Raw genomic sequence first — 23758 nt, 5'->3', positions numbered from 1 at the left:
GGCTGCCGGACGAACCACCTCGATGGCTGGTTTCATAGGGCAGGGAGGAAAGGGCATGGGTCGCCGACGGTATGGCCGCTGGACCGGAGTGCCTGGTTGACGGCGGCGGGGTATGGTCATGGCCGCAGTTCTGACGGACCGGTCACTGCACAGCTGGGTTGACGAGGGATCAGGAATGCTTCACGGTGGCGCAGCGACGCTACCTGTGGCAGCGATTGTGACCAGCAGTTCAATAAAGCTCGGATGTATCCTCATCCGGTCCCGCCACGGATACTATGACGCGATGATCTTAAAGAGATGCAACGCATAGTATCGTTCCAGCATGGGGACCAAACAACAGCAGTCATTCTGCGGCACGTGTCGCGCGACCACCAATCATGTGACTCGGTACGGGACGGGGGACGCTGAAGGTTCGCTCGTTGCCGAGGTTTGTTGTGCTGAGCATTCGGAGCGCCCCGACATCGTTCACTGATGCCGCTGCCTGTAGCACTACGGGGACGTCGTTCGAACTGGTCGTGGGCAGTGGTTCAACCATGTGCAGTTGAAGCAACCGCACATGGATCAACGGGTGCTCCGTGTGCCACACATCAATGTACTGCAGTATTTAGTTCTTCGGGGAACAGATATAGGTCACTCAATCAATTAGACGCTGCAGGCTCGCTAAATCTGTTCAAGGAAAGCCTTCAGTCCCTCGCCCCACGACGAGTAGTTCCAGTAACTTTCAGCGAAGTCCCTACCAAGCTGGCCCATTTCTTTCCTTCTTTCTGGATCTTTGAGCATAGTGAGAGCATTCATCCATCCGCTTATGTCGCCCGGTTCGACTATAGTCACTCCACCGCATTCTGCAATTTCCCTTGGTAGAAATGGCGACCTGGTAACGATGACTGGCTTCCCCAAAGCTAGCGCATCGTTGAGTTCAGTCAGACCCGTTAGACGGTTGGGGTCCTTGACAGGGATTGCAACAACGCTGGCGCGAGCCAGATCTGCGATTACTCGTGTGGCCAAGTACACCCCTGGCGCCGCTGGATCCTCTGCTTCATGTCCAGGGTGAATCACCGTCACGGCTGCCGGTGGACTGCGAACACTTGAGTGCGAGTCATAGATCAGCCCCGAGTCTCCTGTGCGGGCCAACGCAGATACGAGAGTATCTAGGTCCCTGTTGGATTTGCCTGCACTCACTACCCCCCGAGACTCATCGACTCGGCTATAGAGCGGACTATCCAGGTCAGGACCCCAAGGTAGTACGACGCTTCGCTGCTGCAAACTCTCGGGGAGCATTGATAGAACATGGTCGGAAAGACAAACAACGCCTGCATGACGCCGCGCACTGACGCTGCTCAGAAAGCCGACAGGCAGTTGATGATGTAGTACCGACACCACGGGTACCCGTCCCACAAGGGCGAGTCCTCGAGCACTTCCTTGGTCAGCGGAGTAGTAGAGGTCGGCGGATTGCCGGAGCGCGAAATGTTCCTGATCCAACTGGCCGAACCTATACCGAGTTCGGTTGGAAAACTTTGCTAACAGCCCCCTCTCCGAGGGCTCCTCAAAGGGAGCTAGCGTCACCGAGTGACCGCCCCTTGACAGAGCGTCAACCCCCCACACGTGCTGCCTGGGAATCTGGCCCTGGTCAGCTAGCGACCACATTTTGTCCAACGGGTAATTGTTTAGGCAGCAGATACGCATGAACTGATCTTAGGGTGGGAGGGACATTTTCTAGACAACGTATGATTCAAAACGTCCACGTGACTATCACGAATAACATCGCGGGGCTCTTGCTACATGACCTCGCAGAGTACTCCCGGTCCACTAATTTCTGAACGGGAAACCCTGCCGCTCCGTCTCGCTAACTGTACTCTTCTTCGAAGTCGCAGACCCTCGGTCGCGAGCTCACGGCTGACGACACCATCAAAAGCGGGTGTTCACTGCATCTGCAAACTGTAGTCACTGCTATCCGACTATCCTTCGAAGGTCCAATGGTTGCTGTCGAACTCTCCTGCCGCGATGAAGACGTTAACGACCGCTAGAATGGGCAAGACCGACCGCATAATGCCAGTCTCAGCGTTCAGGATGAGGCAACTACTCAGGGGGACCTTGATTTGGATCTACGCGACTACTTAGCCATCGCACGACGCAGCTGGATCTTGATCTCCGCCTCAACCCTTGTCGGAATACTAGTTGGTGGAGGTGCGTCTGCCCTCACCCAGCCCACCTATACGGCCACCACCCAGTTGTTTGTCGCAATTCAGAGCTCGGGTACCGTACAGGAGCTTCAGCAAGGGAATACGTTCAGCCAGGCGCGAGTGCAGTCCTACGTTAAAACGGTGGAGTCGCCTGTCGTGCTTCAACCCGTCATAGATTCGCTCGGGCTGACGCTTTCTGCCGACCAGCTCGCCAGCCGTGTGGTAGCAACATCCGACCCGAATACAGTCCTCATAGACATAGAGGTCTCTGATGGATCTCCAGTTCAATCAGCGGCAATAGCACAGGCCATAGCACAAAGCATGATAGCTGCAGTCGACCAACTGGAGAGTCCCAAGAGCGGGGGGTCATCACCCGTGAGCCTCTCCATAACGAAGCCAGCTATTGCCCCCCTTGCTCCCTCCGCACCGAATACACGCATGAACCTAATCCTAGGCCTGGTCCTCGGCCTCGCCGTAGGTGCCACCACTGCCGTTGTCCGAGCATCATTGGACAACCGCATTAGAGGCGAAGTGGATCTGCGGCGAGTTACCGACGTTCCTCTATTAGGGGCAATTTCGTACGATCAAGACGCCACTCGAAAACCCCTCCTAACACAATCCCCTGCGCAGAGCCCACGCGCGGAATCCTTCCGTCAACTCAGAACGAACTTGCAGTTCGCAAACGTAGCAGGCCGCGCGCGAACCGTCGTCGTGACTTCTTCGCTGCCGGGGGAGGGGAAAAGTACTACTGCCACGAATCTCGCGATTGCACTTGCAGAAGCCGGCCAATCTGTTTGCCTGATTGATGCAGATCTTCGGCGTCCGATGGTGAATGAGTATCTTGGCCTCGATCGATCAGCTGGTCTAACAACTGCTCTGGTAGGGGCGGCTGATGCAACGGACCTGCTACAGCCGTGGGGCGATGAGAACCTCTTCGTGCTCACCTCGGGTCAAATTCCTCCAAACCCCAGTGAGCTTTTGGGATCAACGGAGATGGAGAAATTGATTGCGATGCTGGAGACGACATTTGACTCCATCGTGATCGACGCTCCTCCGCTCCTTCCGGTTACTGACGCTGCTGTGCTGGCTCAACACGTAGGAGGCGTGATTCTGGTTGCAAGCGTTATGAAGGTTCGCCAAAATGAGCTGGAAAAATCCATCAACGCCCTACATCTAGTGGATGCAAATCTTTTGGGGGTCGTACTCAACCGACTCCCAGCCAAGGGACCTGACGCTTACGGTTACGGCTACTACACGCAGACGGAAGCTAAAGCAGCTAGAAGTTTTCTGCCGGGAAAAGATAGCCCAGTATTGGGCCGCTCACCGGGGCCAGACACTTCAAATTGGACTCCGGTTCCAAATGACGCAGCCAACGGTGAGCTGAGGCGGCCCTCCGTCTTTCCGCCATCACATTCATGATCCGAGAGACTGCGCGAGCCGCGGCTCGTGCAAGATCCATCAGCCCCCAGGTGGAAGTCCTGACAATCCGGGTAAACAAGTCATGCAATCGTAAGGCGCTTTCAGAGGTACCGCTGCGCTTGAGTGCTTCCCTTGGTTGACCGAGTGTCCGCTTAGCGTCTTTGTTGGCGAAACAGATGAAATCTGCCAATGCGGAACCCGGCGGCATGAGGTCGCAGACGATTTGCGAATATTCACCTCTGAACCGTATCAGTGATGGTCGAAAGTGAGCCCTTCCCGGGCCTTGGCGTCTATTAACTTTTGCAACAACACGTGAGCTTTTAGGTGTTGCAATTGGGGTGTTGGCCTTCCCGAACCTGCCCGGGACAAGGTCCAGCAACCGGCCATGAACAGCGCCGCTGGCGTCAAGGGTGTAGTCCACGATACCGGTGACCATGCCGATCCCGGCGGGCTGATGCGGGACCAGACATGCTCATCCACGCCGAGCTCGTCGACCCCGGTGAGCCTGCGAGCCGTTGCGATCCGCCGGGTCGCCTCACCCTGCACGGCGTCCTAGACCGTGTGCCAGGAGACGCCGAGTGGGTGGGCCAGAGCGGAAACGGAGGTATCGAAATTACTCCTTCCGCCGCGCGCCCTATACACACGACGGAATAAAGCCTAAGCCGGGGGCGGCCCCCAGCACGCGACTACCGGCACCCGAGACCGCTACTGCGGCTTTGCCCACCGGCCCCCAAGCACAGGACAGTTGGACCCCAACATCGCGAATATTCACTGCAAGGCCAGAGTGACTTCGTGGTCCGGGTCCCCGAGGGGGAGCTTCGCGTCGAGCCGGTCGGTCTGTTTGTCGGTAAGACGTTCGGCGCCGATCTGCAGGGTCCTAAGGATGCCGTAGAGCCGATCACCCTTGCGTCCGCGGTGCCCGAGGGTGTCCTGCTGGATGCGACGGCGGACCTCGTCGACCATGGCCGACCCCAGTTTCACGACATGGAACGCGTCCAGAACGGTGATGGCTTCGCGCAGTTCGTCGCGAATCGCGCTGGCGTAGCCGCGGAAGGGATCCAGCGCTGCCGGTTTTATCCCGGCGGTAACCCGGTGCCGCGGTCTTTGAGCCAGTCGGCGTGGGCCTTTCCAGGCCGGCCCGGGACGAGGTCCGGCAACCTGGCATGTACTAAGCCATGGGCGTCGCGGGTGTGGTCGACGATCCCGGTGACCATGCCGGACCCTGGCGGGCCGGCGTTGGACCAGACATACTCGTGGACGCCGAGCGCGTCCACCCCTTAGAGCCGGCCCGTCGCTGCGATCCGGCGGGCTGCTTCCACTCGAACGGCGTCCTAGACGGTGTGCCAGGAAACGCCGAGTTGGTGAGATAGGGCGGAGAGACCGAAGTATCGAAGCGCTGCAGTGCATCGGCCGCCCACGTAACGGCTCTGCCAGTGAGTTTGGCCCGAAACCCGGCCAACTCATGCTCTTCAGTGAACGTGGTTTTAGGGCAGTCCGGGTCCGGGTAGCGCCAGACGCGCTTGGCCCATGGGGAAGCTCATCCCGGATGAGTGTTAGGCCGCCGTCCGGATGGCACTTCTCATGAGAATAATCGATTTGTGATTGGCTGGGTTCCGGTAGCCGCGAGCAGTGCGTTTGATGCCGGTGTTGTTTGCCTCGACCTTGCCGGTGGTGGCGCCGGTGACGATGAGGACCTCGATCTCGTTCCACCACCTGCAGACGGTGAGGTAGAGCTTGTTTGTTTCCGGCCGTCCGGCCGCCTCCACCGGGTTTTGAGTTCTTCTTTTGCGTCGGCGGGTCCGCAAGGGAGTTCGTGCGCAGGAGTATCCGCAGCTGTTCCTTGACCTTCCAGACGGCCTGCAGTTTGCCGGTCACGTCATCAGCTGTAAAAACCTCGGCCAGCCGGTGGGCGGCGTTGTCAGTGAGGGTCTCTCCGGCGCGCAGGAGCAGCATCCGGTGCGCCCAGGCCTTGTCATTGCCCCGTCCCCGGCGACCCTTGACCTGCTGGGACAAGTTCTGCCGGGCAACACTCACTGCCTGGTTCGCCAACGAAACCAAATGGAAGTGGTCAACGGCCACGGCCGTGCGCGGGAGCCACATTCGCAGCGCCTTTCGGAACGCCGCCGACGGGTCGATCGCAACGACCTTCACGCCCAACCGCCAGGCCAGAGGCCGGGCGAAGAGCCAGTCCCCGACACCCTTGTGGTCCCGCCCATCGACAACTCCCAGGACCTGACCGGTGTCCAGGTCAACGATGGTGGTCATCCACGGCTCATGCCGAACCCATGAGCCCGATCCGGGGTTCCTGAAGAATCGCACGGACCGGAACCGGTGCTCGTCAATGCCCAGCATCCGCGGGCTCAGCTCATCCACGTCAGGGAGCGTGAGAAGACAGGCCTCAGTCAGCGCCGCGAGGACCATCCACCAGGAGACCGCAACGCCCCAGCGGGTCTCGGAAACGGCACGGCCAGAATTGATGACCGCGTCCACAACATGGTCCCGGAGCCTGGTGGTGGAACGGGCACGACGAGGGACCTGAGTGGTTGATTCGAAGAACGAGAACCGCGGACAGGCCGCTTCCTCGCAGTGCCAGCGGTATTTAGACCAGAGCACTTCCACGGCTCCGGCGACGGAATGTCCCGGATCCGCTGAAAGCGGCGCTCCTTCCTCCTGGTCGCGACGACACCGCAGGTGGACAGCCGGGTGGCTGGTCCGTTTCGACAATGACCCGGCGGGTACCGTCAGCAAGGACGGTCGCGGAAGTGACACGGTAGTCGGGCAGGCTGAAGATGCTGGTGGCAGCGTCAGGCGCCGCCCCGGTAGGCTCAGTCAAGGCTCGTGGTCCTGTTCCTGGTTTGAATGCTTAGACACACTCAGCCCAGCAGGGTTCACGGGCCCTTCTGTCATCTACGACACGAGATCAATTCCCTACGAACCCCGAAGAGATTCCCTAACGCTTGTCAACAGTTTTATAGCTCTGGACGGCAGGCAGGGTGAGTGCACCGTCACCTGTGTTCCGCGGTGACGGGAAGTGCGTCCATAGGGACGGGACCGGGTCGTAGGGTCGTTGGTTTGCACCCCCGGGCTGGTGGGGCGGAAGATCGCCAGCGGCCTCGGAAACGGGTGGCGGTGATCGATGTTTACCGTGTCAGGCGGGCCCGTTTCGCTTCGATCGTGTGGGACCGCGACTGGCTGCGTTGCTTGGGCGTGACGGTGTAGTGGGAGGCGATGAGTTCTTTCGCGACCCGTTTGGTGACTGGCTGACCCTCGAGGTGCCGCAGCTCATACATTTGCCGGTGGTGAGGGTTTTCCAGGTTCTTTCGGCCAGTTTCCTGGCGACAGCGATCGTGGCCTGTGTGTGGCAGTGGCCGTGTTCGGTCATGAGCCGGTGATAGAAGGCGGCCAGTTGGGGATCCATGGTCCGGGCGACGCTGCCGGCCTGGTAGAAAGCGAGGCGCAGGGGTGCAGGTCCTTCCTTGCTGATGGCCCGACGGGACTGGTTCATCGTCCCAGAGGACCAGTTTGAAGGGGTGATGCCGACATAGTTCCCGGCCTTCTTGGCACTGTCGAACCCGGATCCGTCACCGAAGTAGGCGCGGATGCAGGGACCGGTTGTCGGGCCCACGCCGGGCAGGGACAGGATCAGCGGGTCGTCGCCGTAGAGCTGCTCCCACCACTGACGGGCATGGGAAGTGAAGCGCTCCACCCTTGCCCTGGATTCCTGCAGGTCGGTGAGGTGTTTGGTGACGTCGACGGCCAGCGCGTCCAGGTCCAGATGACCGTCCCAGAAGTCTGCCCATCCCCGGGCCGCGGTCTTGATCGCCGTGGCGCGGGCGGGTGGGTCGGCGACATCGCGGGTGTGCTCGGCGATCACAGCCGTTAGGGTCGCAGCACGTGCCGATCCCAGGGAACGGAGGTGGGGCCAGCGGCCCAGCACGCCGAGGACTGTTGATTCGGATCCGGCGAACGCGGTCCACACATCGGGAAAGGCCCACCTCGCCAGCGACAGCAGCCGCCGCCAGTAACGGTTCCCGTCAATCACGGCGCCGACCCGGCGGACCACGGCCCGCCGCAACGCCAGCTGTCCCGGAGATGCCAGGACCAGGGGTGGGGGGTCGAAGATCTCCCCGGCATGGGTAAGGACTTCGGAGTCTATGACATCGGACTTGTTCTTGCCCATGATGGCCCCGCGCAGCCGAGCGGAGTGGCGGGCACCGATCATTTCCATCTTGCCGCCGGCCCGTTCGACCGCGAGGGCCAGCGCCAGCCAGGTCATCGAGGTCGGTTCCACGACCGCTGTCACAGGTGCCGGAACGGCGGCCAGCCGCGCCGAAAGTCTCTCCAGCCCGGCCAGTGTCGGGTTGACCGTGAAACGGCTCAGGTGTTCTGTTCCGTCGTCGAAAAACTCCCGCACCGCGTATGGTGGCGTGCCGTGATGGCCGCGTCGATACCCGCCACTGCGCGCACGACTCCAGCGGGTTTATCCTGATTTTGCATGATGGTTCTCCTCCTCGCATCGAATACGTGCGATTGGACACTCCGTCTTTGCCGGTCCACCAGCCGAGTCACCAGGCCGGGCTTGACCCCATCCTAGGGGAGAACCGTCATGCACTGTTCTGAGCGCCGGCGGCGACCTCCCTCACACGCCCGCAACTGCTGAGGAAGCGTCGGATACAGTTCCCGCGCTTGTGAGTCATCCGGTGCCGGCCGCACAAACCCGGTGCTGTGCACCGTCCTCTTCCGGCCACCAATTCCCTCAATCGGGTCCGCTTGGAAGACAGGCCGGGGGCGACGATCTCTTTCACGGGCCATGACGCCCAGCCGAAAACCGGAACCACCCCGGCCCCTCCCAAGGTCACCGTAAACGACGACCACCCACCTCAACAGGGGGTACTTAAGAGATACAAGTCATATTAGATGGACACGGGCGGCAGCACCGCGCAGCCGCTATGTGCAGTCTTTCATTGCCGCAAATTCAAGTACAGTCCGTGAATTTCCCCTTCTAGCGGCCAAGTAACCGGCGAAGCGGCAAATTCGGGAAGTCAGTGCCAATTCGCGGCGCAGCTTCGACCGATAGGCCACTCGACAAGTTCGACTTGACCGCAAGGATACCGAAAGCCAAACCTAAGAGAGCAGGCCAACGGGAAGTGGTCATCATGAATGGGGCTGTCATAGAAGCCACTACATATATAGGAACAAAATATGCAGCACAATACTGCGCCCGGAGAAATGCCGCCTTACCCCTTAGAATCGGCCCCGACGAGGCCACCGCGAAGACAGCTAAGATTCCTATACCGATTACCAGACCAATAATACCAAATCGAAGCCAGCTCAGTAGGACCTCATTATGAACATAGAGGATATGCCCCTGAGTGAATAGTCCGGCCAAGGGACGCGCTGATGCACCATAGCCCCACGGGTTAGCAAGTGCATACTCAAGCCCTATAACTATGTCACTAACGTGACCTACGGTTGATTGGTCTTGCCCCTTTCCCCCGAGAGTCTCAAACGAAAGGACCATTCTTTCCCAAAAAGACAGTAACAGGCCACCAATAGTGAACATGCCAACAGTGATAAGACCGGCCACGGCCAAAAGCCCTTTGAACATGACCTTTCGGAAAGTGGGACTTATTAGTCCTGCCAGGACTACCGTTATAAGCAATGCAAGTAAGACAGAGCGTCGGAAGGAAATCACCAGCACCACGCCGGAAGCCACTGCGACAATAAGACTCGGGATCGTGTGCCTTGGTTGTCGGAATAGGCCTAAAAGAACGGCCGCAGCTACTGCCGCAGTGGCCGTGTCATAATAAACGAGTTGCCCACCAATGCTGAGACCACCACCCGCAAGCGCAACAGGAAGGCCAAAAGCAGCTAGAACGATCATAAGCACGCCAAGCGCACGATCAAACGACTTTAGAACAACCTCGGAGAAAGAGTATGCTCCGATACACCAAGCGAGCAGAAATATCAGTAGCGGTTTTGCGACCTGGCCAAGTACAGAAAAAAAACCCAGACCCTGAACCAAGGCAGCCACGCTGAGGACCAATACGGATACGAGAACTACGAAAAAAGGGCGAAAGTCTTTATGTATCTGCACAAACTGAGAACCTTGGTTCCTAAAATAGCTCGAAAAAGCTGCAGCAGCCAGCAGAAAAAACAATATAGGCAGGTTCACAATTTCCACGAAATAAACTTGATGCCCAAAAACGGTCAATCCAAATTGACCAAACTTCGGGTTGATCTCCTGACATAGGAACAACACCAGAAGGGTAACTGTAAGTGGTCGCCAAGCTGCCGCTGTTAGAACTACGAGAGCCAGGATCACGAAGAGGCCAGTAGTTGTAGTGGCTCCAAGGGCAGCCAGAGCAGCAACGCCGAGGCCTAGAACACTCACTAGCAAATCAGTTCCTGATCTGCTAGCGAACGGAGGACGAACCGCTCTACCCACTGATACCTTTCGGCGCTCAAGACGGAAGGGTGGCATAGGCTCTCTCTCACTAGTAACTAAGCATAGATTGCAGGCTGACCTGCAGAGCGATCGAGCCAGTAGACCACCAGTTCGAGCACAAACCTACATTAGACTCAAATTGAGCCAGATAGTTGTTGAAGTTCGGCGGTCATCACTTTAGTCCTGCTTTTATATGTGAAGGTAGAAGCTAGTGCCTGTCCGCGCTGGCGCCAAGAAGCATCAACAGTCATGGCTGCAGCAACATTGGCGATAAACTTGTCATGTGTGTCTGCAAAATAAGCATGACTTCGAAATTCACTTAGAGACGGTATCGCCGTAGACACTACTGGCACTCCGCAAGCGAGATATTCAAAGAACTTCATCGGAAACATAGACTTTGTATACTCATTTATCGGCACGGGTAAAAGACCGACATCAAAGGAAGCCATGAGTTCTGGTAAATCAGAATACTTCTTCGGCCCCACCAAGGTTACATTGTCAAGGTCCTGCAACTCCTGAAGCGTTTCCCCAGGCTGCCCCTCACCTATCTGTCCGATCAGCATTATCTCGGCATCGGGGTACGCCTCGGCAACCTTTTTGAGCAGGGGCAAATCGAGCTTGTATCGACTCAGTGCTCCTACGAAACCGATCCTTTTGGTAGCGGTGCGCGACTCAGCCGTTGCCACATCGTGGCCCCCTCGTGAGAAGTGATCATAATCCACCACGTTAGTGTGTTGGACGACCTCCTTCGCACCCATGCCCAACAGCCTTTCCCTCAACTCAGGCGCGGTGGCATAGATCAGATCGGCTCGTCCAACCAACTGGCGCTCATACCGCTCGATTGCTTCTCGGGGCATCGAAGGCTGTGCAGCAATGTTGTCAACACAGTGATACAGGACGGGTAGGCGACCAACTGAAAATGCTGCAGTGGTTATGGGACTGTACGTCCAGATCGCGTCCCATCGTCCCCAGGAAAACCTCCAAAGCCGGCTTTGTAGAAGGATCAGAATGCGATTAAGAATCACAGCGCCGGGACTAGCCCATACAGGAACAACTAACGGCGAGACGACGGAAACATTGACTGCAACTTTCCTTGGTGGCTGGATAAAGCGACCTAATCGTTTCAAGACGCGCTTGGAGTCCTGCACAGATTCGCGGCTGAAAGTTCGAATACCTAAACTCTCGACGTACAACACCTCATGACCTTCTGCCGCAAGCGCCATGGTTACATGCTGTTTGTTTGTCCAGAACGGGTGATCCCAGTCCGCTGTTGATACAACAAGAATTCTCATCTCTTCATCCGCTTCTTCATCCAAGTTCCAAGGTCTGCAGTCTCGTAGGCCCAATCTCGGCCTTCTGCGTAGGCGGCAATCTGTTTCTCAACTTCGTGCCGCCGACTGACGTTCTTCAAAACCTCAATAATTTCCGCACTCAGGTTCTTTACACCCTTTATAGCGTCTGAGGAAAGTCCCTGACGCCGCTCACGGTTCAGAAAGGGAGGACCCACGACAGTCCTGTGGTGACCTAGTGCCTCGGCAACTTTCAGCTGACTGCCGGCGCCGCTCCTAGCCGGCGCCAAGAACATGGCCGACGCCGCAAAGAGCTCCGAGAGTTCGCTCACAAAACCGAGGCCACTAACACCTTCAAGGTGACAGTGCCGTTGGGCGATCTCCTTCGATCCTTTCCCAGCCAGGATCAATTGGGCATTCGGGCTGGCTTTGATGACCGAAGGCCAGTCCAAGCGTAAAAAGTGATTTATCCCGTCTCTATTCGGGCCATAATGCCAGTTCGCCACAGACAGTATCGGAGCATTATGCGGTGAATACGAGAAAAGGTTCCGCGGCAGTGCGTTCTCCACAGCCAGCACGTTTCCACCTCTACGATCGATCAGCGAAGCGTCGGCTTGTGATATCGCTACACAAACATCAGCATCAAGCATGACTCGTTTCTCCCAGAAGAGTGCCTTAAGGTATTCAAAGGCCGCAGAAGTTCGCCCTTTCAGGGAGCCAGTCTGTGACAATGACAGAAACCGCTGAGCCTCGATATTAGCAAACTCGACAATGTGGGTAGCTTCTGTGTGCAGGCGGCTTTGCCCTATCCTGGCGAGATATGAGTGACTCCAGTAGACAAAATCGGGCTCATACTCGTTAACTTGGTCCTGCAAGTCGGCCATGTTGGACATGGCATACGTCCCTAGCCACGGTTTCATCCCTATGCGCTTAATGTTTGAAGGCGGTGTCCAAGGCAAAGCGACCTGCTCAAGCGTTGGGTGAACCTGCATTTCGTCAGCACCAGACCGCTTGGGAAAGACGGCGCGAACTTCAAATCCAAGGTTTAGGAATGACACTGCCATATTGCTTGTCCGAACTCTCCCCCCATGGAGCGCAGGAAACAAGGGCTCGATGCTGACAACTAAAACCTTCACTATTCCCGTACCCCGCCATGAGATTCTGCCGTCTGCCAGTGAATTACGCCCGCGGGTGGTTCAACTACTTCCTCATATAACGCTGACACCTCATCGGCGATGCCGTCCCAGCCAAAGTGGTCCAAGTTGACCGACCTATGTTCCATACCGACAGCAGCGTACAGCGACTTTGTAATGGCTGCACTACTGAGCTCTTCAAACGTCGCCACCCACTCGGCGCCCAACTTCTCCGCAAGTTCTGTTATAGAACCTTTATTAGCAGCGAGAACGGGGCGATTGAGAGATAGTGCCAAGAGCGCACTGCCACTGTTAGTAATCCGCTTATAAGGTAGGACGACTAGATCTGCAGCACCAACTATAGTTGCCATCTCCTCATCGCTCAGCAGCTTAAAATCGAGCCGGATACGAGGATCATCTGAGGACGCAGCACGGACCAGACTCTCCTCAGCAGGGTCGGCAACACCAGCCACAATTAAATTAACATTTAGAGAAGGTATCTCTCTAAATGCGTTTATGAGATCGATGACGCCCTTATAGGCCCTGATTTTTCCGCAAAAAACTACCGTAGGTGCGGACGACTCAATGCCAAGTGCTGATCGGGCCTCGGACTTTGACAGGGGGCTTTTGAAAATTTCCCTATAATGTCCGTGCGGTGTAACAACGTAGGGCTTACCTACAAGGCAAGGGTAGCTTTGCAGAGCCAATTCACGTGACGACTCGCTGAGGAAATGAATGCCACTCAAACACCGATAGAAAATAGGCCAAAACAAGCTTTCTACATATCGGTGCCTCGCTTCATGTGCCCGGAGGTTATGCGCAGTCCAAACAACTTTTGTCCTGGTCAGACGAGCCTTGAGCAGAAGCAGGAGCAACACCAAGAGTCGAAGCCAGACCGCGACACGGCTCTTGTGGCTGAATTGACCGTCGGGCCAGTGCCAGTGCCAGATGTCGGAACCCTTAAAAAAGGCCTTGGCTACCGAGAACTCACGTACCTTCCAGCCCTGCTTTTCGAGTGCCGCACTAAGTAGGAATTGAAATGGATTATGAGCAGCATTGGAACGTGCAGGCCACGCATCTACGCAGGCCCTTTGCCGCATCACCGCTGTACGACTTTCTTCGAGAGTATCTCAGTGTATATGGCGTCATATTGAGACCAAATACTGTCCCAACTAAATCGAGTCGCTAGCCTGCGAGCATTCGCTCCCAACTTCAAAAGCAGACTTCGATCGGCTGCCAGGTCCATTAGGCACTTCGTGACCCCTTCAGGATTGTCACTGTTAGTGACAAGAAGCCCATCAATACCATCGGTAAAGACCTCGGCTGCCATTGCCACGTCAGATGTTACTACAGCTAGACCAGCAGCTGCGGCCTCGAGAATAGCGAGGCTTGCCGCCTCATACTTTGTGGGGAAGACAAATACATCTGATGCTCGCAACAAATCCGAAACATCTGTGCGATGCCCCAAAAAGCTGACGCTACTTTCAATGCCAAGATCAGAAGCCAGCATGCGGTATTTCGTTGCATCTGCACCTCCTGCCACCAGGAGGTGAAACTGGTCAGCACCGGCTGCAGAAAGCGCCCTTAGTACGACCCCCAGACGCTTTCGCTCAAACTCATAGCCGACGAAAATCAAAAGTATTTTTTGACCCAAGTTAAGTTTAAGTTCTTTTTCTACGCCACGCCTGGCTTCGTTCTTCCCGTGAGGGCTGAATTTCTCGAGGTCTACGCCGTTGTACACGACGCGCACCTTTTCGTCGGCCAGCCCGTGTTCAACTATGATCTCGCTGCGTATCGATTGGGACACGGCCACGATCATTGGCGCGTGCGTGTACGCCAAGCGAGACATTCCTAGACCCACAACGTGTGGCGGATAAATGTGACTAGCCAACCTATGCGGTAGGTTCGCCGCTCGCCGTTGGCTCCCTATGTAGCTCGTGAAGCAACTATGCGCCGTGTAAACATCGGCGCCGATAAACTGAGGGTCGTGCGCGTGAATTAGCTGCACCGACGACCTTACAACGCGAGGTCGTGCGGCCACCGCAAAAGTGGGTACTTGGGCCCAGCGAGGACGAACCGCCATGGGCACCTTAATCTTGTTTAGCTTTGGGTCCCAGTCGAGAAATTCGTTCGAAGCGACCGAGACCTCGTAACGCGACGTAGCGCGAGAAGCCAGCTGAGCCATGACATTCGAAACCCCGCCCTGTTGGTTGTAATAGCGCCCCACGACAGCTATTTTTGGTTTCAATCTTTTGCTTCCTCTGTTTTAACGCCCACCCTCAAGGGGTACCCTGCTGGCAAAGCACTTTTTATATACGATGCCCAACTGTTCCCGAAAGCATGCAAGCTATTGTTGGTGTGAACATAATTAGCGGCTCGTTCCACGCTCTGGGGCGTCAGCGCCAAGTTTGTGAGAGAGCGTGAAAATCCTGCTGAATCGCCTACCTGGGTGACCAAAGGTGAGTACTCCGGAACATCTCTGACCAAGTCCGGAACCCAACCCGCGTTGCTCGTGATAACCGGAGTTCCAACTGCAATAGCCTCCAGTAAGGCGAGGGAACACGCCTCATACTGAGTCGGCATCAGGACAACGTCAGCAGCAGCAATAGCGCCGGCAAGTTCTGCCGGGCTGAGTTTTCCTAACCACTTCATGCCCTCATAGGGTCGCCCTGCGGCCAGGTATAGCGTATATCCGTTTTCAGTAGCCGCCCTCAAAGCAATATCCGGGCGCTTTCTCCACTCCGGTCTTCCGATGAAAAGAGCTACTCGCTGGTTGGCAGGAATACCAAGACCTTTTCTTGAAGCGAGCTGATCAGAACGATTGAAAACAGCTGTGTCTACGCCGTTCGTGATCACATCGCTTTTCATTCGATACCACCGCAAGATTTCTCTAGCACAGCTCCGCGACACTGAGACGCGCCGCGCCCCGACTCCGGCCATTATCTCGCGAAACGCAGCCTCAACAATAAATTTAGCACGCCATCGGATGGACGCCTCAGCATGACTCCTCATGATCTGAGGGACATGGCAGCCGTGATAGACATGAATTCTAGGGATCGTTGCACGAACAGAAATTAGAGCATTTGTTACAACAAGGTCAAAGTCAGCACTGCGGAAATCGGCCACCGATATGACCTTCGCATCGATGCCATGTATTGCAACACTGTCCCTTAGGCTATGACAGAAGCGCTCTACGCCCTGAGAATTGTCAGACGGATCAGGACTTACTATGGCGACCCTCAACCTGTCAGTCATACAGCAGACTCCAAATTCGAATTCATTCTTGCACCTCTGATCGATGGAAAAGCGTCTTTACATCGTCGCGGCCAACCACGCCAAAAGCCAGGGTTACGCCGCCGGCAGTGACGCCGCCGACGATGAGCGACCACCAAAGCCCACAGGGCAGCAAAAACACTATTACTGCGCCCGTTATTGCTGCGGCAGCACCAATTCGTAGGAGCAAAGACCCTGGAATCGAGAGCCTGGTCGCTCTGTAAACCAACGAGCTCAGGGCGGTAACCATCAGCAGCTCCGTGCCCACAGTGACCCATGCCGCTCCTATAGCACCGAATATCGGGATTATGAAGAGTGAAGCCCCTAGACTTATCACCGCGACCGAGCAGGCGATCAAGGAATACTTACCGACTTCCCCTCTAGCGGTCACTACTCCGGTTAGTAGCCAGCCCATGCAGACGGCTGGAAATGCTAGCATTAGAATTGAAAGTAATGTAGAAGACGCTTCGTATCGGTCGCCATACAGAAACTCTATTATCGGTTTCGCCAGCAGCCCCACCATGAGCGCGGTAAGCACGGCCGCAGCCAATAGCAACTTGAGTGCCAAACGCCATATGACTTCCACTCGATGCTGATTGTTCAGGGTAAAGCTCCGAGTCATCAATGGTAATAGTGTCGCACTTAGTGTGGCCGGTATCGCTTGTAATACATCAAGGAAGCGGAAAGCAGCTGAAAAGTTTCCGGCCGGCTCAGACCCGGCACTCATGAACAAAATTATGCCGGTCAAGCGGTAGTAGGCAGTGACTGCCAAGGATCCTATTCCTAAAGGAAGCGCTCGTCTGAGTAGGGGGAAAATCTCCGTGACGCCAGCTCTCCAACTGAAACGGAGGCCGCGACCGCACAATAACCAAGTTGTGCCGCCTTGGACTAAAGCGCAAAAAAGGAAGCCAACGGCAAATAACAGAACTGAGGCCTGGACAGCAGCTAGTGCTGCGACGACAGCTAGCCAAAGAAAATTTTGAAGAACGAGCAGCGAGTTAACGGCGAGAAACTGAAGCTTCGCCTGGCTGAGCGCTTGCATGGCCGTTAACGAACCCAAAGGTAGGGCTGCAAGCACTAACACAGCCGCCCAGACAGCAGCGGACGACTCCATGATGAGTGCAGACGCAGCGATACCGCCCAAGGCCAGCAGCAATCCCATAATAAATCTTGACGCGAGAAGCCCACTGACTATGTTGGCTCTATCTTCGGGAGCGGCAGCAAGTCTCCTGATGGACGTGTTCATTATGCCCATGTCGCTCAAAATTATTGCCATAGCGTTGACAGAGAAAATCACCGAGAGAATACCGAAATCCGAGACTGAAAGCGTCCGAGCCTGAAGGGCAGCAACAAGCGCTCCGCTGGCCATCCCTGCAACCCGGATGACGAGTTGCAGTAGTGACCCTATAGTGACGGCACGCCGTTTCGGCAAAATATCTTCCTTTCGCTGACCTCCCCTTCAAAAAGAGGACGCGGAGAGTGGCGGCTGATTGCGGGTGGGCGCAAAGGAACACCTTCGCAGCGCAGACTTGGTGCTGGTGGCCGAAGGACTAAGACAATGCATTCCGACTTTCGACTAACGGCACCAGACGTGTCCTACGAAAAGTCGGTACCTTGTAGCCCTATCACTAAGCCTTAGTCCGAGCACGACACTCCCTCCCCCTGAGGCTCCACCCGTCGCTTCACCGAGTTCGTACGACGAGTCCGGCACTCGGCTATCTTATCGTCAAGCATTTCTAGATGGGCCCGACGAGTGCCTCTAACAGGTGTGGGGGCCGTCACCCTTGTAACTTGCAAGAGAAGTGGCGAGTAGCGACTAGGCTTTGGCCTGTCGTCGGCTCGACGGCGATAACTCTTTTCCACCGATTGGCAACGCTGTGGTGGACCTCGCTGCCTACCGATGGGAGATACCGCGTGCGCGGAGTGCTTATCCACGAGTGGATTGATACGACCGGCGGTTCCGAAAAGGTCCTCGACGCCATGGCTGAAGCCTTTCCCGAGGCTGACATCCATTGCCTGTGGAACGACGCTCCAAACCGTTATCCAAGACATAGGGTCCGGGAAACCTGGTTGAGCAAGACTCCCCTTCGCAGAAACAAGATCGCTGCGTTACCCATGATGCCTTGGACCTGGCGAAGCTTGAGTGCAAAAACATCCTATGACTGGATGCTCGTTAGTTCTCATCTCTTTGCACATCACGCCTCCTTTCGAAGAAACCGCTCCAAGCCGCGTAAGTACGTCTACGTGCATACACCTGCCCGTTATATTTGGGTTCCTGAACTGGACCTGCGCGGCATGCACCCTCTTGCTCAACTTGTATCGCCCTTGTTCCGGCTCCTGGACCGGCACCGTGCACAAGAGCCCGGAACAAATCTTGCTGCTAATAGCGATTATGTAAGGTTACGGATGCTCTCGGCATGGGGTCGTGAGTCCAGAGTAATTTATCCTCCTGTTGATGTTTCTCGTATTCAGTCGGTGGAGCATTGGCAGGGCCAACTGAACGCGGAAGAAACGGCTGTGCTTGAGTCAGTTCCACGGCCATTTGTATTGGGTGCCTCCCGCTTCGTGCCTTACAAGCGACTTGACTTAGTCATTCAAGCGGCGGTTGAAGCCGGGGTTCCGGCAGTGATCGCGGGGGCCGGCCCAGAGGAACATGCCCTGCGGGCTTTAGCAGACCGCCTTGGTGGGGACATAAAATTTGTGGTGTCCCCCAGCACCGACCTCCTCTACGCTCTCTATCAGGCGTCTTCTGTTTATATATTTCCGCCTATTGAGGACTTTGGCATCATGCCCGTGGAGGCTATGGCTGCTGGCACCCCTGTCATCGCCTATTGCGTAGGAGGGGCAGCGGAAACAGTAAGAGATGGCGTCACAGGGTACCTCGTGAGCGAACTCACACCCGAGGCGATTGCATCAGCCATTCGGAAAATTCATCTTATCGATCGGCAAGAAGTGCGGGTTCACGCTCGAGGGTTTTCCAAGGAACGATTCGTGCGTGAAATTCGGACATGGGTTAATTCCGACGACACCCAGTAGGAGGTCGGCAGCAATCAAACCTCGAGTCGCCTGTTGCACCCCCTCTCCGAGGTCTCGGCCACTCGCCAAGGGAGCTGAGCAACCGGGGAACCGGGTCGCCCGGTATCCTGTACTTGCACATTCGCGTTGGGGGCACAGATCAGTTGAAAAGAACATCTACATGGCGAACAAAGTATGCAAGGCGTCTTAGGGTAGTAGACGGTTTTGTCGTCATATGGGCCATAGCGGGTGCTTTCGGGATCCGCTTTGGTTTCTCAGACATAGCCGCCACACAAAGCCGCGATGTCGACTATCTCCTTCTAGCCACAGCCTTAGTGCTGGCGTGGTGGCTGATGCTTGAGTTCTGGGGATCTCGGGAGCCGAAAATATTGGGCTCGGGCTCTGAGGAGTATAAGCGGGTCATGGCCACGTCCGCTTGGCTGTTCGGCTTCGTTGCAATCATCTCGTTTTCGACAAGAACAGACATTGCGAGAGGCTTTGTTGGCTTAGCATTTCCAGCAGGAGTCGCAGGGCTACTTGCGGGCCGTTGGTTGCTGAGGCAGCACATAACGCTCGAACGGAAGCATGGCAAGAGCAGTTCACGCGTCCTCATAATCGGAGGACCGTACTCGGTCGATCATTTGATTAGGTCCTTGAAAAGTGAGCCTGGTGCGGGTTACCTTCCGGTCGCCGCGTATCTCCCTGGTGCGGCATCCGGAGCGTCTATGCCTGAGCTGGGAGTACCAATCACGGGTCGGGATCCAGATGTCAACACAGTCCTGGCTGTGATAGATGAGACGCAGGTAGACGCTGTCGCTGTGTCAGCAGGCGTCAACCTACATCCACGGGATTTACGGCGGCTCGGGTGGGAACTAGCTGCCCGAGATATCGGTATGATCTTGGCGCCGGCACTCACTGACGTGGCCGGACCGCGGATTCACACCCAACCTGTTGCGGGGTTGCCCTTGATCCATGTATCAACGCCCAAGTTAACAGGCGGAAAGAAGGTCGCAAAGCGAGCCTTCGACATCGGAATCGCAGGAAGCTTGCTCTTGCTCCTATCGCCAGTGTTTGTAGTTCTTGCACTTTTAGTCCGATGCACTGATCCTGGGCCGATTTTTTACAAGCAAGAGAGGGTCGGGCTCCGCGGTTCGACCTTCCACATGCTCAAATTTCGGTCTATGAAAGTCAACGCGGATGCCGACCTTCACAAGCTGCTTCGCGCCCAGGGTGCTGGCGAAACTCCCCTGTTTAAGGTGGAGAACGACCCTCGCATCACTCCACTCGGGAGGATGTTACGTAAATACTCCCTGGACGAGTTGCCGCAACTCCTCAACGTCCTTGGTGGCAGCATGAGTTTGGTTGGCCCCCGTCCCCAGCGTGAAGGAGAAGTCGCGCTTTACGATGACTCGGCGCATCGCCGACTGTATGTCAGTCCCGGCATGAGCGGACTGTGGCAAGTAAGTGGGCGTTCAAACTTGAGTTGGGAAGAGAGTATCCGACTAGATCTTTACTATGTTGAAAATTGGTCTCTCATGGGAGACGTGGTGATTCTCTTCAAAACATTTAGGGCAGTATTTGCAAGTACCGGCGCGGTGTGACCAGGAACCTGTTCATTTTTACGATCTAACCGTTCATCACATCCTGGCATTGGGAAGGCGACATAAATGCGCATAACAGTAATTGGCTGCGGGTATCTCGGGGCAGTCCATGCAGCATGCATGGCTAAGCTCGGACACGAGGTAGTCGGCATAGATGTAGACGAACGAAAGGTCGCAGCTCTAAGCGCTGCCAAGGCGCCTTTCTTCGAGCCAGGATTAGAAGACTTGCTCAAAGAAGTCCAAGAAACAGGCAGGCTTTCCTTCACGACAGATACGTCGGCGGCCGCCGGGAGTGAGATTCACTTCATTTGCGTTGGGACACCGCAAACGAAGGGCGAAAACAGTGCAGATCTGACCTTTGTGAATGCAGCACTAGACGATCTTCTACCACATCTGTCACCGAGCGACATCGTAGTTGGGAAGTCTACAGTTCCAGTGGGAACGGCGTCTCGCCTTGCAGGCCTCGTTGAAAAGCAGCAGCCCCTAGCGCACTTGGTATGGAACCCTGAATTCCTCCGCGAAGGCCACGCTATTTCAGACACATTGCATCCTGATCGGCTTGTGTACGGAGTTGCCGACGGTTCAGAGGATAACCCCTCGGTGCGCGTTCTGGATGAGGTTTATGCCGAATCACTCTCCGCCGGAATCCCACGCCTCGTGACGGATCACCCAACAGCCGAGCTCGTTAAGACCGCTGCCAATTCATTCCTGGCCACCAAAATCTCGTTCATTAATGCGATGGCCGAGCTCTGCGAAGCGTCAGGTGCCGACGTTACACAGTTGGCGGATGCTATCGGAATGGATGACCGGATCGGAAGGAAGTTCCTCAATGCTGGCATCGGATTCGGCGGCGGATGCCTTCCTAAAGACATCCGTGCCTTTATGGCTCGCGCCGGGGAACTCGGCGCAGACCAAGCACTGACGTTCCTCCGCGAAGTCGACTCCATCAATATGAGGCGCCGCTCACGCGTGGTGGAACTTACGCGCGAGCTATGCGGGGGGTCACTTCTCGGGAAACGAGTATCTGTTCTAGGTGCTTCCTTCAAACCGGAAAGCGATGATGTGCGAGACTCCCCCGCTCTAAGCATCGCTGCTCAGCTGCAGCTTCAAGGCGCAATCGTGACAGTGACAGATCCAAAAGCGCTGCCAAACGCGGCCTTACGGTTTCCCGAGCTTCAGTATGAGGCAGACCAAGAAGCAGCGGTCAGTGGGGCAGATGTTCTGCTGCTTTTGACTGAATGGCAGCAGTACCGTGACATTGACCCCTTCGTCTACGCGAGTCTCGTGGCAACTCCCCGCGTACTGGACGGGAGGAACGTCCTAGATGCAATGAAATGGCGAGCCGCAGGTTGGAGCTACAAAGGGATGGGCCGGCCTTGACAAACAGATTCGATCGGCCGAAGCAAGCACAGTCCGACGACGAATCAACAAATCGCCTCCCCATCAGGAGTCAACCTCTGCGTAATGGCAAGCTCTTAGTCGGAATCACCGCTGTGCTGGTCCTAACAGCCTTGTCTTTTCTGTGGCTTACAGTAAAGGCGACAACCATGAAAACTGAATTGTCCTCTGCCGCAGCCATCATTCCTGTCCTACAGAAAAGCATCAGCCAGAGCGATCTGGACGCTGCTGCGGCTTCAGTGGAGGAGCTCAAAACCCACACGAATGCAGCAAGACAAGCTGCTGGAGACCCGCTGTGGATCTTAGCATCAGCTGTCCCAGGTCTCGGTGTTAACTTGAGCGCGGTATCAGAAGTGGCACGTACGGCCGATGACGTAGCCAATTTGGGGCTTGCACCTCTTGTTCAGGTTTACAGCTCGTTGAATTGGGACAACCTCCTCCCTGCCCAATCGGGCAGCAACCTGGAGCCACTAAAAAAAGCAGCACCGACTGTGTCCTCTGCAGCTCATGCCGTCAACGAATCTGCAGCGAGACTTGACGGAGTTGATACGAGCCTCCTGCTTCCGGAAGTGGCCGAACCCATAGAGCAGGCACGTGTGCAACTTCTTGAAGTCACCGACGCGCTGGATACAGCTGCCCATGCCGCGCAGCTTTTGCCACCAATGATGGGAGCCGACGGTCCCCGCAGCTACTTACTCATGATTCAGAACAACGCGGAGTCGCGGGCGTCGGGTGGCATTCCAGGAGCTTTGGCCGTCCTTGAATTGAACCAAGGACGGCTCTCCCTCAATGCTCAAGGAAGCGCTGGCGATGTGGGCACGATGTCTCCCGCTCTACCTCTCGATCCGACGCAGCAGCAGATCTACTCGCAGCGCTTGGGCAAGTACATGCAGGATGTAAACCTGACCCCCGACTTCCCGACGGCGGCAATGACGGCTCAGGCAATGTGGGAGCGGAAAACGGGACAGCGTGTTGACGGTGTGATTTCCATTGACCCAGTTGCTTTGGGCTATATCCTGGATGCTACCGGCCCTGTGGAAATCACGGATTTTGAGCTCGTTGGTCTAGCTTCCCAGGGACTGCCGACTGAACTGACCGGTCAGAACATCGTTCAAACTTTGTTATCGACCGTATATTCGCAAATCGAGCAGCCTGCCCTCCAAGATGCATACTTTGCCGGTGTCGCGCAGGAGGTCTTTTCAGCACTATCGGACGGCAAAGGAGACGGGAAAGGCCTGCTTAGGGGGCTTACGCGCGGAACGGCGGAAGGCCGCGTCCTGGTCTGGTCTGGACTCCCGGCGGAGCAGTCCGTCTTAGGCAGATACGCGTTGAGCGGATCCATTGCTGGGCCGAGCGTCCCGGCAGCTCAATTCGGTGTTTATTTCAACGACGGCACCGGCGCGAAGATGGACTACTACGTCAAGCGCACAGTTCAACTCATCAAAGAATGTCCCAGGGACGGCTACGAGCAGACGACCGTGCGGATCATAAGCACGAATACAGCTCCGGCTGATGCAGCCGATTCGTTGCCACCCTACGTCACCGGTGATGGAAACTTCGGCGTTCCCCCTGGAACCGTACAAACGAATGTCGTTGCCTATGGTCCCGTTCAGGCTAACGTCGAGACCGCAAAGCTGGACGGGCAGAGGACGCAATTCGCTCCCTATCTCCACAGCAATAGACCGGTGGGCGTGATCGCCATCCGGTTAGCTCCTGGTGAAAGCCGAAGCGTGGACTTTACCTTCGGGAAAATTGTTCAGCACGCAGAACCTAACGTGGTTGTCACACCAACGGTCCAGCCTGTCAAAGAAGTGATCTTGCCCACAGAAAATGCGTCATGCGGCTAGTTCTTGGAGATGTCGGGTTAACACTATGTAAACCGACTGGATTGACGTTGCTCACGGTAAGGTGCAGATGGTAGCTTGTTTTTGGGATACATATCCGTAGTTCTGCACATAGGTCTCGTGCGGAGGGGAATAGTCCCCAAAATCGGGTACAACAA

16 protein-coding genes and 1 pseudogene are annotated in these 23758 nt (G+C 56.1%); 6 read left to right on the top strand and 11 right to left on the bottom strand.

Annotation, left to right across the window (positions count from 1 at the left end):
* Nucleotides 1-2096 precede the first annotated feature (2096 nt).
* Both AC50X7_RS12675 and AC50X7_RS12670 read left to right on the top strand, forming a co-directional pair.
* Complete coding sequence (locus AC50X7_RS12675; protein ID WP_494979320.1) at nt 2097-3599, top strand: tyrosine-protein kinase domain-containing protein; 1503 nt, start codon at nt 2097-2099, stop codon at nt 3597-3599.
* Between the two features lie 385 nt (nt 3600-3984).
* Nucleotides 3985-4155: a hypothetical protein gene (locus AC50X7_RS12670; RefSeq protein WP_494979319.1), complete on the top strand. Its 171-nt coding sequence runs from the start codon at nt 3985-3987 to the stop codon at nt 4153-4155.
* A 212-nt stretch (nt 4156-4367) separates the two neighbouring features.
* Here AC50X7_RS12670 and AC50X7_RS12665 read toward each other — a convergent pair whose 3' ends face one another.
* The 11 genes and pseudogenes from AC50X7_RS12665 to AC50X7_RS12615 form a co-directional block, all read right to left on the bottom strand.
* On the bottom strand, nt 4368-5006 hold the full coding sequence (locus AC50X7_RS12665) for a transposase (protein ID WP_494979391.1): 639 nt from the start codon (nt 5004-5006) through the stop codon (nt 4368-4370).
* 146 nt (nt 5007-5152) lie between these two features.
* Complete coding sequence (locus AC50X7_RS12660) at nt 5153-5365, bottom strand: transposase (protein ID WP_494979318.1); 213 nt, start codon at nt 5363-5365, stop codon at nt 5153-5155.
* Between the two features lie 103 nt (nt 5366-5468).
* Nucleotides 5469-5864, bottom strand: a pseudogene (locus tag AC50X7_RS12655) (ISL3 family transposase); the annotation flags it as partial.
* 883 nt (nt 5865-6747) lie between these two features.
* Entirely contained in the window at nt 6748-8013 is a 1266-nt protein-coding gene (locus tag AC50X7_RS12650) for an IS110 family RNA-guided transposase (RefSeq protein ID WP_494979317.1), read from the bottom strand.
* A 588-nt stretch (nt 8014-8601) separates the two neighbouring features.
* A complete protein-coding gene (locus AC50X7_RS12645; protein WP_494979316.1) occupies nt 8602-9924 on the bottom strand; it encodes an O-antigen ligase family protein in 1323 nt (440 codons plus the stop codon).
* A 257-nt stretch (nt 9925-10181) separates the two neighbouring features.
* Nucleotides 10182-11363, bottom strand: a complete 1182-nt coding sequence (locus tag AC50X7_RS12640) for a glycosyltransferase (RefSeq protein ID WP_494979315.1) — start codon at nt 11361-11363, stop codon at nt 10182-10184.
* A complete protein-coding gene (locus tag AC50X7_RS12635; protein ID WP_494979314.1) occupies nt 11336-12400 on the bottom strand; it encodes a glycosyltransferase in 1065 nt (354 codons plus the stop codon). Before AC50X7_RS12635 ends, AC50X7_RS12640 begins: the two co-directional genes overlap by 28 nt.
* A 71-nt stretch (nt 12401-12471) precedes the next feature.
* Complete coding sequence (locus AC50X7_RS12630; RefSeq protein ID WP_494979313.1) at nt 12472-13176, bottom strand: glycosyltransferase; 705 nt, start codon at nt 13174-13176, stop codon at nt 12472-12474.
* Between the two features lie 392 nt (nt 13177-13568).
* Nucleotides 13569-14696 carry a glycosyltransferase family 4 protein gene (locus AC50X7_RS12625; protein WP_494979390.1) on the bottom strand — a complete coding sequence of 376 codons (1128 nt, stop codon included), beginning with the start codon at nt 14694-14696 and terminating at the stop codon, nt 13569-13571.
* A gap of 17 nt (nt 14697-14713) precedes the next feature.
* Nucleotides 14714-15595 carry a glycosyltransferase family 4 protein gene (locus tag AC50X7_RS12620; protein WP_494979312.1) on the bottom strand — a complete coding sequence of 294 codons (882 nt, stop codon included), beginning with the start codon at nt 15593-15595 and terminating at the stop codon, nt 14714-14716.
* A 151-nt stretch (nt 15596-15746) separates the two neighbouring features.
* On the bottom strand, nt 15747-17174 hold the full coding sequence (locus tag AC50X7_RS12615; RefSeq protein WP_494979311.1) for an oligosaccharide flippase family protein: 1428 nt from the start codon (nt 17172-17174) through the stop codon (nt 15747-15749).
* 491 nt (nt 17175-17665) lie between these two features.
* On the opposite strand from AC50X7_RS12615, the gene AC50X7_RS12610 reads away from it, so the two are divergent.
* The 4 genes from AC50X7_RS12610 to AC50X7_RS12595 all read left to right on the top strand — a co-directional run bounded on the left by AC50X7_RS12610 (nt 17666) and on the right by AC50X7_RS12595 (nt 23603).
* Nucleotides 17666-18778 carry a glycosyltransferase gene (locus AC50X7_RS12610; protein ID WP_494979310.1) on the top strand — a complete coding sequence of 371 codons (1113 nt, stop codon included), beginning with the start codon at nt 17666-17668 and terminating at the stop codon, nt 18776-18778.
* Nucleotides 18779-18891: 113 nt separating this feature from the next.
* A complete protein-coding gene (locus AC50X7_RS12605) occupies nt 18892-20358 on the top strand; it encodes a sugar transferase (RefSeq protein WP_494979309.1) in 1467 nt (488 codons plus the stop codon).
* Between the two features lie 66 nt (nt 20359-20424).
* Entirely contained in the window at nt 20425-21738 is a 1314-nt protein-coding gene (locus tag AC50X7_RS12600; protein WP_494979308.1) for a UDP-glucose dehydrogenase family protein, read from the top strand.
* 167 nt (nt 21739-21905) lie between these two features.
* Nucleotides 21906-23603, top strand: coding sequence for a DUF4012 domain-containing protein (locus AC50X7_RS12595; RefSeq protein ID WP_494979307.1), 1698 nt, complete (start codon nt 21906-21908; stop codon nt 23601-23603).
* The last annotated feature ends 155 nt before the right edge of the window (nt 23604-23758 follow it).

This window comes from Pseudarthrobacter sp. Hb11 (assembly GCF_059383655.1).
This window is presented reverse-complemented; position numbering and strand designations above follow the sequence as displayed.